The sequence below is a fragment of the Streptomyces endophyticus genome (assembly GCF_035798155.1).
Classification (GTDB): domain Bacteria; phylum Actinomycetota; class Actinomycetes; order Streptomycetales; family Streptomycetaceae; genus Streptomyces; species Streptomyces endophyticus.
The window spans coordinates 39,655-54,148 of sequence record NZ_JAOZYC010000170.1; the positions used below are offsets into that span (position 1 = coordinate 39,655).

Genomic DNA, 14,494 nt, shown 5'->3' on the forward strand with positions numbered 1-14,494 from the left:
GTGCATGGGGCCGGGGAGCGGAAGGTGAATCGAACGTCATGAGCGAGGCCAGGAACAGGATCGGCCGACCGGTCGCAGCGGCGGCGGCCGCGGTCGTGCTGTCCCTCACCGCGAGCGGCTGTGTGACCGTGCACGGCGAGCTGGAGATCGTCCCGTCGACCACGAAGGGGCAGGCGGCGCGCGCCGTCGACACCTTCGTGGACGCGTACAACAAGGCGGAGAAGACGTACGACGCCGACGCCGACGCGAAGTACGTCACCGGGGCGCTCGGCGCGATCGACGCGGCGAAGCTGAAGGCCGGCCGCGCGCTCAACCCGAACGGCAACCCGAAGCACGTGCCGCTGAAGCTCACCGACACCCAGGTCACGGTGCCGAAGAAGGCGGGCTGGCCGCGCTGGTTCGTGACGAACTCGGAGACCACGCGGGTCCCCGGCTACCGCTGGGTGATGGTCTTCACCCGGAACGCCGAGAACGCGCCGTGGGCGGTCTCGTACCTGTCGCTGTTCCGCAACGGCACGGTCCCCAAGTTCAAGCAGGACAAGGACGGTTGGGCCGAGTCCGTCGCCCCGGACGCGTCGGGTCTCGCGCAGCGTCCGAAGGACATGGGCAAGAAGTACATCCAGTACCTCAAGAAGGGCGGGGACGGCTACGCCCCGGGCCTGCACACGACGCGCTGGCGCCAGACCCGCGAGAAGATCGACTCGCGGCCCGGCCTCACCACGCAGTTCATCGACGAGTCCCTCAACTCGGGCGACTACGCCCCCGTGGCCCTGCGCACCGAGAACGGCGGCGCCCTCGTCTTCTTCACGACCCGCCGCTACGAGAAGCTGACCGCGTTCCCCGGCAGCAACCTCCCGGCGATCGGGCCGGACGTGAAGGCGCTGATGAAGGGCGAGCCCAAGCAGTCGGCGATGTACGGCTACGTCTCCGGCCAGGCGGCGATCGACCCTCCGGGTACGTCGGGCAAGGTGAACGTGGTCTCCCGTGTGGAGGGGATCACCACCGCCGAAGGCAACTAACGGTCATCCGTCGTTGCGGTCCCGGGGCTCTGCCCCGGACCCCGCGGGCTCTCGTCCAAAGACGAGGCTTGATCAGGGCCAGGCCGACGTGTAGTCCGGCTCCTCCGCCCCCACATACCGCGCACACGCATCCGTCAGCGATTCCAGCAACGTCAGCGGATCGGGAAGCGGATGCTCGGGCCCCCGCACCCAGAACACCTCCCGCTCACCGGGCAACCGCGCCGGCGGCACCAGAACGTACGACCCACGGCAGTGCCACCGCAGCCCGGGATGCTCGTCCATGGTCTCGGGGTGACAGTCCAGCTCGCAGGGCCACCACTCGTCCTCCTCGTCCGGCGTCCCCCGCGTCGCCGTGAAGAAGAGGATGCGGTCGCCGCCGGACTCGGCGACGGGACCGACCTCGATCCCGGCGGCAAGGAGCCGCTCCAGCGCCTCGTGGCCCGCCTCCAGCGGGACGTCGAGGACGTCGTGGACCATGCCCGTCGAGGTGATGAAGTTGGCCAGCGGCTGATGCCTCGCCCAGCGCTCGATCTGCGCGCGGTCCGTCGTGGACTGGGTCTGCCAGGCGAAGGAGACGGGGTGCCTGCCGGGGGTCGGACAGCCGACGCGGTTGCACGAACATCGGTAGTCGGAGGGGTACGCGGCCGGGGCGAGCGGCAGTCCGGCGGCGGCAGCGGCGAAGAGCTGGTCCTCACGGGCCGCGTCGGCGGCCGCGGTGTCCTTCGGGCCGCGCGCGGCCCTCAGCCACCGTGAGATCAGGCCGCCCGTCGTACGCCCCGCCGTACCGCTCCGCCCGCCGAATCGGCGATCCTGCTCCGCGCCCATCAATCCCCTCACCATCGCCGTCGAGCCACTGCTGTCGTGCCGAGTCCGGATGAACCTTGGACCAAAAGTGTCCCACCATCCTGCGCTTCGGGTGGCCACAGTCCACATCCGGGGTATGTGAGGGCGCGCGGGGGCGGGTTCTAGGAGCGGGGAGGGCGGGCGCCGATCCCGTAGAGGGCGTACTCGACGATCGTGTCCGCGTACGCGTGGTCGAGCGGTCCGGTGTTCTGCAGCCAGCGCTGGGCGAGCGGCCCGGAGAACAGGTCGCGGGCGATCGTCGGGTCGACCTCCGTGCGGACCTGTCCGGCCTCCTGCGCGGCGCGCAGCCGGTCGGCGTACAGGTCGAGTCCCGGCATGAGCAGCCTGGCGACGAACGCCTCGGAGAACGCGCGGTCGGCCAGGCCCTCGGCGGCGAGCGCGCGGGCCGGGGCCTCGAACACGGGGTCCTTGAGCACGTCGACGGTGGCGTGCAGCAGCAGCTTGAAGTCGGCCTCGATGTCGCCGGAGTCGGGCAGGACGGCCGGGTCGCCCGGGTAACCGGGGTGCCGCTCGGCGGCGACTTCCGTGTTGCGTTCGTTGAGGTCGATGAAGGCCTCCATCAGGACCTCGGCCTTCGATCCCCACCACCGGTAGATCGTCTGCTTACCGACGCCTGCGCGGGCGGCGATGCCCTCGATGGTGGTGCGCGGGTAGCCGATCTCCCCTACGAGGGAGAGGGCGGCGTCGTAGATCGCGCGGCGGGAGCGTTCGCTGCGGCGGGCGGCGTCGGGGGCGGCCTTCTTCGCCGACTGGCTCTTCGTGGCTGACATGGTTCGAATGTAGCAGCGAGCGAGCCGAGACGTCCCGTCTCGTAACACCTTGACAAGACGGACCGTCTCGCCCACAGTGGAGCACGTCAACGAAACGAGACGATACGTATCGTCGCAATGACTCAAGGAGTACGACCATGACCCGAGGTGGAGCAGGCGGCATGCTGGGCGTCGGCGGCGGCCGCAGCAACATGTCCCGCAAGGCGATGCGCGGCGGCGGCCGCGGTGGACGCGTCGGCGGCGGGGGCCCCGACCCCGTGGCGCAGAAGCGTGAGCTCCTGCGCAAACTGCAGGAGAAGCGCGGCACGCCCGACGCGTCGTGATCAGAACCAGCCGTGAACCACCCGTTCGGTTCACAGCCCCGAGGGCTCCTCCGACCGCACCATGGGCTTCACCCAGCCCTGCGGTCGGAGGAGCCCTCATTGCGTAATCCGCGCCTTGTCGAACGCCGCGCCACACCCCGGCGCTATCTCATGTGCCCACCGGCACACTTCAAGGTCACGTACTCGATCAACCCGTGGATGGACCCGGCGAAACCCGTCGACGTCCCGCTCGCGGTCGCCCAGTGGGAGGACCTGGTCGGCCGCTACCGCGCTCTCGGCCACACCGTCGAGGTGCTCGACCCGCGGCCCGGCCTTCCGGACATGGTGTTCGCGGCGAACGGCGCGACCGTGGTGGACGGCCGGGTGCTCGGCGCCCGGTTCGCACACCGGGAGCGGGAGGCCGAGGCCGCCGCGCACCTGGAGTGGTTCCGGGCGCACGGCTACGCCGAGGTCCACGAGCCCGTCCACGTCAACGAGGGCGAGGGCGACTTCGCCGTCACCGCCTCGTACGTGCTCGCGGGGCGTGGCTTCCGGGCCTCGCCGCTGTCCCACGGGGAGGCGCAGGAACGCTTCGGCCGTCCGGTGATCGGCCTCGACCTGATCGACCCCCGCTTCTACCACCTGGACACGGCGCTCGCGGTCCTGGACGACGCGGGCGACGCTGAGGGCACGGTCATGTACTACCCGGCGGCGTTCTCGCCCGGGAGCCGGGCGGTGCTGCGGCGGATGTTCCCCGACGCGCTGATCGCCTCGGAGGCGGATGCGGTGGCCTTCGGCCTCAACGCGGTGTCGGACGGCCGGAACGTGGTGCTGCCGCAGGGGGCGGTGGGGTTGTTCGGGCCGCTCCGGGAGCGGGGGTTCGTGCCGGTGGGGATGGATCTGGGTGAGTTGTTGAAGGGGGGCGGGAGCGTGAAGTGCTGCACGCTTGAGCTTCGCCCTTGAAGCCCCTGCGGCGATTGAGCAGGCGGCTCCCGGGGTGAGGCCAGGGGGCTCCGCCCCGGACCCCGCTGCTCAATCGCCGCAGGGGCTTAAAGAGAATCGCCGCCCCACCCGTCCCCCCACTCCACGTTCCGGGCCTCGCGGTATGCGGCTCCGTGTTTCTTGGTCACCGTCGTTCGGGTCAGGGCCCCCTCCGGCTCGCAGAGGTCGAGGAGGACCTGGCCCTTGCGGGTCTGGGGTTTGCGGACCACCCGTGCCGGCGCGGGTGTCGGAGCGAAGCGCGTCGCGGCGACGTAGGCGAACTTCTCGTCCTCGTACGCGAGGGAGCCGCCCTTGACCTGGCGGTGCAGCGAGGAGCGGGCGACCCGCGCCGAGAAGTGGCACCAGTCCGTGCCGGGCACGATGGGGCAGGCGGCGCTGTGCGGGCAGGGCGCGGCGATGTGGAACCCGGCGGCGATGAGCCGGTCCCGGGCCTCGATGACGCGGGCGTAGCCGTCCGGGGTGCCGGGCTCGATGATCACCACGGCGCCGGTGGCGGCCCGCGCGGCGGCGTCGACGACGACCCCGCGGTCCCCCTCCGTCAGCTCCTTGAGCACGTACGAGACGGTGACGAGGTCGGCCTCCGGCGTGTCGTGCACCCCGATCCGCCCCCGCTCCCACCGCACGGAGTCCGACAACACGGCCTCGGTCGCGGCCAGTTCACGGCCGAGGTCGAGCGCGGGCTGCGACCAGTCGACGACCGTCGTGGCCCGCTCCCCCGGCCACACGTCCTGCGCCGCCCACACGGCCGCGCCCGTGCCGCCCCCGATGTCGAGGTGCCCGGCGGGCCGCCAGTCGGCCGCGGCGTCGAGCGCGTCGAACGCGGAGCGCACCGCCTCGAACGTGGCCGGCATCCGGTACGCCGCGTACGCCACGACGTCGGCCCGCTCGCGCAGGATCGGGGCGTCGGTCGGGGTGGTCCCCCGGTAGTTCGCGATGAGCCGTTCGACGGCCTTCGCCGCCTGCGTGGGCGGGAGGCCGTCGAGGAGCGCGGCAAGGGTGGACCGGAGGGTGTCGGAGGTCGACTGGAGCGGGGCGTTCACCCCGTGATTCTACGGAGCGCCGGCGGTGCTCACGGGTCCGCGTCAGACCACGGCCCTCGCCACCCGGTTCGCCGCCGCCACCCGTGGCCCGTTGGCGGGGCCGCGGCGGCGGGGGTGCACGGTGTTGGCGAGCAGGATCAGGAACGTGTCGGTCGCCGGGTCGATCACCAGGGACGTCCCCGTGAAACCGGTGTGGCCCGCCGCGCCGCGGCCCGCCAGTTCGCCCATGAACCACGACTGGTCGAGGTGGAAGCCGAGGCCGGGCGGGGTCAGCATCAGGTCGACGAAGTCGGGGCCGAGGATGCGGGCCGTGCCGTAGGAGCCGCCGGTGAGGAGGGTGCGGCAGAGGATGGCCAGGTCGTATGCCGTCGAGAAGAGGCCCGCGTGACCGGCCACGCCGCCGAGCGCCCAGGCGTTCTCGTCGTGCACCTCGCCGCGCAGCATGCCCCGGTCGGCCTTCGCCCAGGGGCGGCGCTGGTCCTCGGTCGCGGCGGCGTCGGGGCGCGGCCCGTACGACGTGGCGGTCATGCCGAGGGGGCGGGTGATGCCCTCGTGGATCAGGACGTCGAGGGGGTGGTCCGTGATGCGCTCGAGGACGTGCTGGAGGAGCAGCATGTTCAGGTCCGAGTACAGATGGTCGCCCGGTGGTGACGAGGGCTCCTCCGCGCGCAGCATCGCCATCCTCGCGGCTGCGTTCTCGGCGTACGGGACCTCGTACAGCGGGAGTTCGGGGCGCAGGCCCGAGGTGTGGGTGAGCAGTTCGCGGACCGTGGTGCCGTACCGGGCGGCGGCCGTGAACTCGGGGACGTAGGCGGCGACCTTCGCGTCGATGCCGAGTCTGCCGCGCTCGATCTGCTGCACGGCGGCGATCGAGGTGAAGAGCTTGGTGAGCGAGGCCAGGTCGAAGGGGGTGTCCACCGTCATCGCCGCGCGGGCCTCGGGCGGCAGCTCGATTCCCGTGTCCGTCACCTCGTCGTACGACGCGTAGCGCGCCGCCCAGCCGTGCGCCGCCTCCACCGCGATCACCGGTCCGCGCCCCGCGAGCGCGACGACCCCGGCGCACCAGGGCCGCGCCCCCTCGGGCAGCCGGCGGACATCGGAGCGGAGCCCGGCGAGCTGCTCCGCGTCGAGCCCTGCCCGCTCGGGGGTGTCGTGGCGCAGTCTCGGCGCGTTCAGCGCTGCTCACCCGCCGCGCGCCGCTGCCAGGGGCGGCACAGGGTCACGAAGGCGAGCGCCGCGACGATTCCGCAGACGAGCTGGACCAGCGCCATCGGGACCGCCGTGTGCTCGCCCGCGATGCCGACGAGCGGGGAGGCGATCGCGCCGATCAGGAACGAGGACGTGCCGAGCAGCGCGGACGCGGAGCCCGCCGCGTGCGGGGTGCGCATGAGAGCGAGGGCGTTGGTGTTGGGCGTGGTCAGGGCCATGCAGGCCATGAGGACGAAGAGGCCCGCCGCGACGGGGGCGAGGCCGAGTTCCTCGGGCGTTCCGAAGACGCCGGTCGCGGCCAGGAGGAGGAAGGCGGCGGCGAGGACGACCAGGGTGAGGCCGATGCCGAGCACCTTGTCGAGGTTGACCCGCCCGACGAGCACCTTGCCGTTGAGCTGGCCGACGGCGATCAGGCCGACCGAGTTGAGCCCGAAGAGAAGGCTGAACGTCTGCGGGGACGCCCCGTAGATCTCCTGGATCACGAACGGGGAGGCCGATACGTAGGCGAAGAGCGCCGCGAACGCGAAGCCGCCGACGACCGTGTAGCCGAGGAAGACGCGGTCGGCGAGCAGGCCGCGCATCGTGCGCAGCGCCTCCCCGGTGCCGCCGCTGTGCCGCCGCTCCGGCGCGAGGGTCTCCGGCAGGAGCTTCCACACGACGGCGGTGAGCGCGATGCCGATGCCGGTGAGCACGACGAAGACGCCGCGCCAGTCGGTGAACCGCAGCACCTGGCCGCCGATCAGCGGCGCGACGATCGGGGCGATGCCGGAGATCAGCATCAGCGAGGAGAAGAACCGGGCCATCGCGACGCCGTCGTAGAGGTCGCGGACCACGGCTCGGGCGATCACGATGCCCGCCGAGCCCGCGAGCCCCTGCATCAGCCGGAAGGCGATGAGCAGGGTGGCGTTCGGCGCGAAGGCGCAGATCGCGGTGGCCACGATGTAGATCAGCAGGCTGACGATCAGCGGTCTGCGGCGGCCCCACTTGTCGCTCATCGGGCCGACCACGAGCTGCCCGAGCGCCATGCCGGTCAGGCACGCGGTGAGGGTGAGCTGGGCGGTGGCGGCGGAGGTGTGCAGCACCTCGGTGACCTCCGGCAGGGCCGGGAGGTACATGTCCATGGAGAGCGGCGGTACGGCGGTCAGCCCGCCGAGGATGAAGGTGACGAGGAGGCTCGCGCCGGCCCCGACCACCGCCCTGGGAACGGGCGTTGGGGTCGCGGCACGGACCTCACCGGTCGTGTCCTCCCCCGTGGTGCTCCCGGTGGAACATCCGCTGTCCTTCATCCCGCTGCCCCTCGTTTCCCTTCGCCTCTCCCGGCCACCTGTGCGATTCCCTATGCTCTCAGCTCGGCGGTGCGGTTGAGACCAATTTGTGAAGCGGGTGGGCACGATGACAGAGCGGGTGCGCTGGGGAATCCTCGCGACGGGTGGGATCGCCGCGTCGTTCACGGCCGATCTGCTGGATCTGCCGGACGCCGAAGTGGTGGCGGTGGCCTCGCGCAAGGAGGCCTCCGCGAAGGTGTTCGCGGAGCGGTTCGGGATCGAGCGGGCCTACGGCGACTGGGCCTCGCTCGCGGCGGACGAGGATGTGGATGTCGTGTACGTCGCGACGCCGCACGCCGCGCACCGGGAGGCCGCCGGGCTCTGCCTGGAGGCGGGGCGCGCGGTGCTGTGCGAGAAGGCGTTCGCGCTGAACGCGCGGGAGGCGGCGGAGCTGGTGACGCTCGCGCGCTCGCGGGGCGTGTTCCTGATGGAGGCCATGTGGATGTACTGCCATCCGCTGGTGCGGCGGCTGAAGGCGCTCGTCGACGACGGGGCGATCGGTGAAGTGCGCACGGTGCAGGCCGACTTCGGGCTCGCAGGACCCTTCCCGCCCGCGCACCGGCTGCGTGACCCCGCGCAGGGCGGCGGCGCGCTCCTGGATCTCGGGGTGTATCCGGTGTCGTTCGCGCAGCTGCTGCTCGGGGAGCCCTCCGCCGTGACGGCGTCCGCGCAGCTCTCCGACGAGGGCGTCGACCTCCAGACCGGGATGCTGCTCTCGTGGGACAGCGGGGCGCGGGCGCTGCTGCACTGTGCGATCAACGCCGGTACGGGCGTGACCGCTTCGGTGACCGGTTCCGCCGGGCGGATCGATGTGCCTGGCGGGTTCTTCTACCCGGAGCGGTTCGTGCTGCACCGGGACGGGCGGGATCCGGAGGAGTTCGTGGCGGCGCCCGAGGACGGGCCGCGCGATTCGATGCGGCACGAGGCGATCGAGGTGATGCGGCGGGTCCGGACGGGCGACACGGAGTCGCCGCTGGTGCCGCTGGAGGGTTCGCTCGCCGTGATGCGGACGCTCGACGCCGTCAGGGAACGGGTCGGCGTCCGCTATCCCGGCGAGTGACAGTCGGGGTTACGCGGGCTTGAGCCCCGGCTCCCCCACGGCCGTCACGAACGAGGCCGCCGTGGTGAGGGCCGCCCCCGGCGTGGTCACCGCGGACACCGTCTTGAAGTCGGTCCGCGCCGCCTCCTGGCCCAACTCCACGGTCGCGTAGCCGCGCTGACCGTTGTAGTGCTTCATGTGCGGGTTACGGGCGAGGTACCCGGCCCAGTTGGACGGCTTGGCGGAGCCGTCCTTGCCGCTGGTGATCGAGGTCGTCACGATCTCGGTGCCCACCGTGCGCGAGCCCTGGTCGTCGGCGTCCCGCTTGATGTCCATGGCGTACGAGACGTGGACGTCGCCGGTGAGGACCATCAGGTTCTCGACGCGGGCCGCCTCCGCGCCCTTGAGGATCCGCTCGCGGGAGGCCGGGTAGCCGTCCCAGGAGTCCATGGAGAGCGTCGTGTTGCCCTCGACCGCGTTGTTCCGGCGGGAGAACGTGACCTGCTGCGGCACCACGTTCCACAGTGCCCGCGAGTCGCGCCAGCCGTCGGTCAGCCAGCGCTCCTGGGTGAAGCCGGGCAGCGTCTGCGAGGCGGCCTCGGACTCGGGCGTCGGCGTCTTCCAGCCGTCGCCGTTGGCCTGGTCGGTGCGGTACTGGCGGGTGTCGAGGATGTCGAACTGGGCGAGCCGGCCCCAGTGCAGCCGCCGGTAGAGCCGCATGTCGGGGCCGCTCGGGGTCTGGGGGCGGCGCAGCGGCTGGTTCTCCCAGTACGCGCGGTACGCGGAGGCGCGGCGCAGCAGGAACTCCTCGGGAGGGTTGCCGTTCTCGTCGGTGTCGCCCGCGTAGTTGTTCTCGGTCTCGTGGTCGTCCCAGGTGACGACGAAGGGGTGCGCGGCGTGCGCGGCACGCAGGTTCTCGTCGCTCTTGTAGAGGGCGTACCGCAGCCGGTAGTCCTCCAGCGTCGTGGTCTCCCGGTTGAAGACGTCGGGCAGGACGCGGTCGGTGTAGTTCCGGGCGCCGCCGGCGGAGGTGACGGCGTACTCGTAGAGGTAGTCGCCGAGGTGGAGGACGACATCGACGTCGTCCTCGGCCAGGTGCTTGTACGCGGTGTAGTACCCGTCGTGGTACGCCTGGCAGGACACGGCGGCGAGGGTGAGCGCGGAGGTCTTCGCGCCGATCGCGGGCGCGGTGCGGGTGCGGCCCGTCGTGCTCACCCAACTCCCCACGCGGAAGCGGTAGTAGTACACGCGCCCGGCGGCGAGCTTGTCGACCTCGACGTGCACGGTGTGGTTGTACTCGGGGTGCGCGGTGGCGGTGCCGCGCCTGATGACCCGCCGGAACCGCTCGTCGAGCGCCAGCTCCCACGCCACGTCGACGCGGGCGGCGGGCAGCCCGCTGCCGGTCTCGTACGGGGACGGGGCGAGCCGTGTCCACAGCAGCACGGAGTCGGGGAGGGGGTCGCCGGAGGCGATGCCGAGCGTGAACGGGTCGCTCTTGATCTTCCGGGCGTCGAGCTCGGCGGCGGCCGCGGTGCCCGCGGTCGGCAGGTTGGTCGCGAAGGCGAGCGCGGCGGCGGCGCCGGTGACGGTCAGGAATCTTCTGCGGCCCAAGTGCTGGGCCGCGACACGGAGTTCGGCTGCGTGCTGCGGTATGTGAGGCATGAAGCGTTATTGCAGTGGCCCGGGACGACCGTGGACTGTCACGTACACAACAGCCACATGGCGGATCGATGATCTCCGCGTGGCCGCACGACCCGTACGCTGCGGCCTCATGAACGCTTCGCAAACGGACCCGGTTTCGCGCACCGCCGTCGTCACCGGCGCGGGCTCCGGCATCGGCCGGGCCGTCGCCCTCGAACTGCTGCACGCGGGCTGGCGCGTGGCCCTCGCGGGCCGCCGCACCGAGACCCTGGAGGCGACCGCGGCGCTCGCCCCGGACGCCGACTCCCTCGTGGTCCGCGCCGACGTGTCGGACGCCGAGGCCGTGGCGGCCCTCTTCGCCACCGTCCGGGACCGGTTCGGCCGCCTCGACCTGCTCTTCAACAACGCGGGCACGTTCGGCCCCGGCGGCGTGGGCATCGAGGACCTGGATTACGACGCGTGGCGACAGGTCGTCGACGTCAACCTCAACGGGGCGTTCCTGTGCGCCCAGGCGGCGTTCCGGCAGATGAAGGAGCAGGACCCGCGAGGCGGCCGGATCATCAACAACGGCTCCATCTCGGCGCACGCGCCGCGCCCGCGCTCGATCGCGTACACGACGACGAAGCACGCCCTGACCGGCCTGACGAAGTCGCTCTCCCTGGACGGCCGCCCCTACCGGATCGCCTGCGGCCAGATCGACATCGGCAACGCGGCGACCGACATGACCGAGGTCATGCAGCGCGGCATCCCGCAGGCGAACGGGGACCTGGCGGCCGAGCCGGTGATGGACGTCGCGGACGTGGGCCGCACGGTGCGGCACATGGCGGAGCTGCCGCTGGAGGCGAACGTCCAGTTCGCGACGGTACTGGCGACGAACATGCCGTACATCGGCCGGGGCTGACGTCCCACGGTCCGGTATGCGGGCTTGATCCACTGGACTAGGGTCACTCGAACGGGCCCGCGCACCGGGTGCGGGCCGGACCAGTGCCGGACGGTGAAGTCATGACCTGCTCACGCTTTCGTACGTCTCGTAAGTCCCGCTCCGGACGGCTCGATCTCGGGCTGCTCGCGCTGCGCGTCGGCACCGGCGGGGTGCTCGCCGCGCACGGCGCGCAGAAACTCCTCGGCTGGTTCGGTGGTGGCGGGGTGTCCGGCACGGCCGCCGGCATGGAGGCCATGGGGTACCACCCGCCGAAGGCGAGCGCCATCGCCGCCGGGCTCGGGGAGGCGGGCGGCGGGGCGCTGCTCGCGCTCGGGCTCGCGACGCCGGTGGGCGGGGCGGCCGCCGCCGGGACCATGGCCGGCGCGGCCGCGGTGCACGCCCCGAACGGCTTCTTCGCACAGAACGGCGGCTACGAGTACGCGGCGTTCCTCGGCTTCGTCTCGGCGGGCCTCGCGGTGACCGGCGCGGGCCGCTACTCCCTCGACCACGCGCTCGGCCACGCCCTTGACCGGCACTGGATGGTGCCGGCGGCGCTCGTCGGGGCGGGCGCGGCGGCGGTGGCCGTGGTGGCGTCCCGCAACAAGCAGGTGGCCGCGCGGCAGGACGAGAAGGAAGAGGAATAACGTCGTCGTCCGTGACGACGAACGACGCCAACAACAACAGCGACAGCGACCTGTGGACGACCATCGACCGCCTGCGCGCCTGGCTCGACACCCACAACGCCCGCCCGCCCCAAGAGGCCCTCCTCCTGCGGATGCTGAAGCTCTCGGAGGAGGTCGGCGAGGTCTCCGAGGCGGTGATCGGCGCGATCGGCCAGAACCCGCGCAAGGGCGTCAGCCACTCTTGGGCCGACGTCGAGTCGGAGCTGTGCGACGTGGTCGTGACGGCACTGGTCGCCCTCGGCACCCTGACACCGGATCCGCGGGGTGCGCTGCACGCGCACGTGGCGAAGGTGGCGGAGCGTTCGCTGGAGCCCCGATCCGCTGCCCGCCCCCGCCCCGCGAATGAGTCCGAGATGCCCGAGCACGAGAAGCCCGTCGTCGTCCCGCACGTACCCGGATGGGCGCGGGGCGGTCGGGAGCTGTGCGCGCAACTGGGTGCGGAACTTGGACCGTTGGCGCTGTGCGTCGATCACATCGGCTCGACGGCCGTAGCCGGCATGGCCGCCAAGGACGTCTACGACGTGCAGGTGAGCGTCGCCGATCTGGACGAGGCCGCGGATGCCTTCGAGGCGCCGCTGGCCGCGCTCGGCTTCGTGCGCTCGCCGTATGTGCGCGACCATGTGCCGGCCGGGCGCGAGGCGGGCGAGGATCCGGGTGACTGGGCGAAGCGCTTCTGGTCGCGCCGGGGCGGTGCCGCGTCGGCCGTCAATCTGCATGTCCGCAGGGCGGGTTCGCCGAACGAACGGCTCGCGCTGCTGTTCCGGGACTGGTTGCGGGCCACACCGGACGCGGTCCCGGCGTACGCGCGCTTCAAGTGCGTACTCGCCGAGAACGTCCCGGACACCGGCACGTACGCCGACGTGAAGGACCCCGTCGTCGACCTGGTCGCGGTCGTCGCGGAGCAGTGGGCGGCGGCCACCGGCTGGCGCCCGCACGCGTGAACCCCGCGCGGGCAGGGCGTACAAGGTGAACGGCTACCATCGCCGCCATGACTGACAGGCACCGAAGCACCGAACTCCCGCGCCTGGGTGTGGCCATCGTCACCATGGGCAATCGGCCCAAGGACGTGGACGCCCTCCTGGAATCGGTGGCGAAGCAGGATGCGGTGCCGGCCCGCGTCGTCCTGATCGGCAACGGGACACCGCTGCCCGCCTACCCCGGCTACCCGTTCGAGGTCACGACCGTCGAGCTGGACGACAACCTCGGCTGCCCCGGCGGCCGCAACGTCGCCCTCGCCCGGCTGCGCGAGTTCGGCGACGTGGACGTGGTCGTGGAGCTGGACGACGACGGGCTGCTCGTCGACGCCGACGTGTTCTCCACCATCCAGCGGCTGTACGCCGAGGATCCCGAGCTCGGCGTCGTCGGCTTCCGCATCGCCGACGAGCTCGGCGAGACCCAGCGCCGCCATGTGCCGCGCCTGCGCGCCAAGGACCCGATGAAGCGGGGCCTCGTCACCGCGTTCCTCGGTGGCGCCCACGGCTTCTCGATGAAGATGCTCGACGAGACCGGCGACTGGCCCGCCGACTTCTTCTTCACCCACGAGGAGACCGATCTCGCGTGGCGCGCGCTGGATGCCGGATGGAAGGTGCTGTACGAGCCGTCGCTGCTGCTCCAGCACCCGAAGACGTCCCCGGCCCGGCACGCCGTCTACCACCGGATGACCGCCCGGAACCGGGTGTGGCTGGCCCGCCGCCGCCTCCCCCTCCCGCTGATCCCGCTGTACCTGGCGGTGTGGACCGGGATCACCCTGCTGCGTACGAGGTCGCTCGGCGGCCTGCGCGCCTGGGCGGGCGGCTTCGCGGAGGGCCTGCGCGCCTCCGCCGGTGAGCGCCGCCCGATGCGCTGGCGGACGGTGTGGCGGATGACGCGGCTCGGCCGCCCGCCGCTGATCTGACCGTACGGGGGTCGGCACCCGCACGCAGATGCTTCGCTGGCCCCATGATTGTCGTCGCCACCAGTGTCATCGCGGTTCTCGGGACCCTCCTGGGCGCCACCCTGAGCCACGTACTGCAGAGCCGCACGGCCGCCCGCGGGCAGGACTTCGCCCGCGCGGAGCGGCTCCGCCAGGAACGCATCGACGCCTACTGCGCGTTCGGCGGCGCGCTCGCCAACTACCGGCGGGGGCAGCTGGACCGCTGGTTCCCCGAGCACGTCGACCGGCCCGGCGAGACGGCCGACGTACACGAACTGCGCCGTGAGGCCTATCGGTTGAGGGCGGCGGCCATGGAGGCGATGTTCCGTGTCGAACTGCTCACCGAGTCCCCGCCGCTGACCGCGCTCGCCCAGGATGCGATGGCCTCCGTCGACCGCATCACCACAGCCGACGACCGTGAGGAACTCCGCGTCATACGCGACGAGTCGCGCGGCCTCATGCACGAGTTCATCGCGGCGTCCCGCCCCCACGTGAACACGGTCGCCTAGGGCCCTTCTGACGGATCAGGCTGGTCCCGGGAGGCCGCATTCTTCGGCTCCGCGAGTGGGGGCTGGTGCGTGCAGCTGCAAGGCGGAGGAGGGCGACAACGCGGAGCGTTGGCAACCGACGACAACGCGGCAGATGTGCGTGCCAGGGCCCGCGACTCCGGCAAGATCCGTCAGAAGGGCCCTAGTAGTGCTTCGTTAGGTTCTGGTTCTGGTGAGTGGTTGGCCGCAGGTGGTGCAGGTGCCGGTCCAGCACCGGA

Annotated in this window: 15 protein-coding genes; 9 read left to right on the forward strand and 6 right to left on the reverse strand. The window is 71.9% G+C overall.

Annotated elements, in window-relative coordinates; all coding sequences use genetic code 11:
* Nucleotides 1-38 precede the first annotated feature (38 nt).
* Nucleotides 39-1,019, forward strand: coding sequence for a hypothetical protein (locus OKJ99_RS35085; RefSeq protein ID WP_326022301.1), 981 nt, complete (start codon nt 39-41; stop codon nt 1,017-1,019).
* Between the two features lie 72 nt (nt 1,020-1,091).
* Here the strand turns inward: OKJ99_RS35085 and OKJ99_RS35090 are convergent, their stop codons facing one another.
* Together OKJ99_RS35090 and OKJ99_RS35095 are read right to left on the reverse strand one after the other, a co-directional pair.
* Nucleotides 1,092-1,844, reverse strand: coding sequence for a bifunctional DNA primase/polymerase (locus tag OKJ99_RS35090; protein ID WP_326022302.1), 753 nt, complete (start codon nt 1,842-1,844; stop codon nt 1,092-1,094).
* A 140-nt stretch (nt 1,845-1,984) separates the two neighbouring features.
* Nucleotides 1,985-2,653 (reverse strand): TetR/AcrR family transcriptional regulator, encoded by a 669-nt coding sequence (locus OKJ99_RS35095; RefSeq protein ID WP_326022303.1) that lies wholly within the window; start codon nt 2,651-2,653, stop codon nt 1,985-1,987.
* A gap of 137 nt (nt 2,654-2,790) precedes the next feature.
* On the opposite strand from OKJ99_RS35095, the gene OKJ99_RS35100 reads away from it, so the two are divergent.
* Both OKJ99_RS35100 and ddaH read left to right on the forward strand, forming a co-directional pair.
* Nucleotides 2,791-2,976 (forward strand): DUF6243 family protein, encoded by a 186-nt coding sequence (locus OKJ99_RS35100; protein WP_326022304.1) that lies wholly within the window; start codon nt 2,791-2,793, stop codon nt 2,974-2,976.
* A 99-nt stretch (nt 2,977-3,075) separates the two neighbouring features.
* Nucleotides 3,076-3,918: a dimethylargininase gene (gene ddaH, locus OKJ99_RS35105; protein ID WP_407700824.1), complete on the forward strand. Its 843-nt coding sequence runs from the start codon at nt 3,076-3,078 to the stop codon at nt 3,916-3,918.
* An 86-nt stretch (nt 3,919-4,004) separates the two neighbouring features.
* On the opposite strand, the gene OKJ99_RS35110 is transcribed toward ddaH, so the two are convergent.
* Genes OKJ99_RS35110 through OKJ99_RS35120 form a run of 3 tightly spaced genes read right to left on the reverse strand, consistent with a single transcriptional unit; the run spans nt 4,005 to nt 7,492 of the window.
* A complete protein-coding gene (locus OKJ99_RS35110; protein WP_326022305.1) occupies nt 4,005-4,997 on the reverse strand; it encodes a small ribosomal subunit Rsm22 family protein in 993 nt (330 codons plus the stop codon).
* Between the two features lie 42 nt (nt 4,998-5,039).
* A complete protein-coding gene (locus OKJ99_RS35115; RefSeq protein WP_326022321.1) occupies nt 5,040-6,173 on the reverse strand; it encodes a serine hydrolase domain-containing protein in 1,134 nt (377 codons plus the stop codon).
* The gene (locus OKJ99_RS35120) at nt 6,170-7,492 is read right to left on the reverse strand and encodes a multidrug effflux MFS transporter (RefSeq protein WP_326022306.1); all 1,323 of its coding nucleotides are present in this window, start codon (nt 7,490-7,492) and stop codon (nt 6,170-6,172) included. Before OKJ99_RS35120 ends, OKJ99_RS35115 begins: the two co-directional genes overlap by 4 nt.
* Before the next feature lie 106 nt (nt 7,493-7,598).
* On the opposite strand from OKJ99_RS35120, the gene OKJ99_RS35125 reads away from it, so the two are divergent.
* Nucleotides 7,599-8,591 (forward strand): Gfo/Idh/MocA family protein, encoded by a 993-nt coding sequence (locus OKJ99_RS35125; RefSeq protein ID WP_326022307.1) that lies wholly within the window; start codon nt 7,599-7,601, stop codon nt 8,589-8,591.
* Nucleotides 8,592-8,600: 9 nt separating this feature from the next.
* Here OKJ99_RS35125 and OKJ99_RS35130 read toward each other — a convergent pair whose 3' ends face one another.
* Nucleotides 8,601-10,232, reverse strand: a complete 1,632-nt coding sequence (locus tag OKJ99_RS35130) for an alkaline phosphatase D family protein (RefSeq protein ID WP_326022308.1) — start codon at nt 10,230-10,232, stop codon at nt 8,601-8,603.
* A 109-nt stretch (nt 10,233-10,341) separates the two neighbouring features.
* Between OKJ99_RS35130 and OKJ99_RS35135 the strand changes: the two genes are divergently transcribed.
* The 5 genes from OKJ99_RS35135 to OKJ99_RS35155 all read left to right on the forward strand — a co-directional run bounded on the left by OKJ99_RS35135 (nt 10,342) and on the right by OKJ99_RS35155 (nt 14,237).
* Complete coding sequence (locus tag OKJ99_RS35135) at nt 10,342-11,112, forward strand: SDR family oxidoreductase (RefSeq protein WP_326022309.1); 771 nt, start codon at nt 10,342-10,344, stop codon at nt 11,110-11,112.
* Nucleotides 11,113-11,213: 101 nt separating this feature from the next.
* Nucleotides 11,214-11,777 carry a DoxX family protein gene (locus tag OKJ99_RS35140; protein ID WP_326022311.1) on the forward strand — a complete coding sequence of 188 codons (564 nt, stop codon included), beginning with the start codon at nt 11,214-11,216 and terminating at the stop codon, nt 11,775-11,777.
* 11 nt (nt 11,778-11,788) lie between these two features.
* Complete coding sequence (locus tag OKJ99_RS35145; RefSeq protein WP_326022312.1) at nt 11,789-12,757, forward strand: GrpB family protein; 969 nt, start codon at nt 11,789-11,791, stop codon at nt 12,755-12,757.
* 47 nt (nt 12,758-12,804) lie between these two features.
* Entirely contained in the window at nt 12,805-13,710 is a 906-nt protein-coding gene (locus OKJ99_RS35150; RefSeq protein ID WP_326022313.1) for a glycosyltransferase family 2 protein, read from the forward strand.
* A 44-nt stretch (nt 13,711-13,754) separates the two neighbouring features.
* A complete protein-coding gene (locus OKJ99_RS35155) occupies nt 13,755-14,237 on the forward strand; it encodes a hypothetical protein (RefSeq protein WP_326022315.1) in 483 nt (160 codons plus the stop codon).
* Nucleotides 14,238-14,494 lie beyond the last annotated feature (257 nt).

Excerpts from the sequence above, each read along its gene's own strand:
- OKJ99_RS35085 (WP_326022301.1), top strand. The coding sequence starts at position 39 with ATGAGCGAGGCCAGGAACAGGATCGGCCGACCGGTCGCAGCGGCGGCG.
- OKJ99_RS35090 (WP_326022302.1), bottom strand. The coding sequence starts at position 1,844 with ATGGGCGCGGAGCAGGATCGCCGATTCGGCGGGCGGAGCGGTACGGCG.
- OKJ99_RS35095 (WP_326022303.1), bottom strand. The coding sequence starts at position 2,653 with ATGTCAGCCACGAAGAGCCAGTCGGCGAAGAAGGCCGCCCCCGACGCC.
- OKJ99_RS35100 (WP_326022304.1), top strand. The coding sequence starts at position 2,791 with ATGACCCGAGGTGGAGCAGGCGGCATGCTGGGCGTCGGCGGCGGCCGC.
- OKJ99_RS35120 (WP_326022306.1), bottom strand. The coding sequence starts at position 7,492 with ATGAAGGACAGCGGATGTTCCACCGGGAGCACCACGGGGGAGGACACG.
- OKJ99_RS35125 (WP_326022307.1), top strand. The coding sequence starts at position 7,599 with ATGACAGAGCGGGTGCGCTGGGGAATCCTCGCGACGGGTGGGATCGCC.
- OKJ99_RS35130 (WP_326022308.1), bottom strand. The coding sequence starts at position 10,232 with ATGCCTCACATACCGCAGCACGCAGCCGAACTCCGTGTCGCGGCCCAG.
- OKJ99_RS35135 (WP_326022309.1), top strand. The coding sequence starts at position 10,342 with ATGAACGCTTCGCAAACGGACCCGGTTTCGCGCACCGCCGTCGTCACC.
- OKJ99_RS35140 (WP_326022311.1), top strand. The coding sequence starts at position 11,214 with ATGACCTGCTCACGCTTTCGTACGTCTCGTAAGTCCCGCTCCGGACGG.
- OKJ99_RS35150 (WP_326022313.1), top strand. The coding sequence starts at position 12,805 with ATGACTGACAGGCACCGAAGCACCGAACTCCCGCGCCTGGGTGTGGCC.
- OKJ99_RS35155 (WP_326022315.1), top strand. The coding sequence starts at position 13,755 with ATGATTGTCGTCGCCACCAGTGTCATCGCGGTTCTCGGGACCCTCCTG.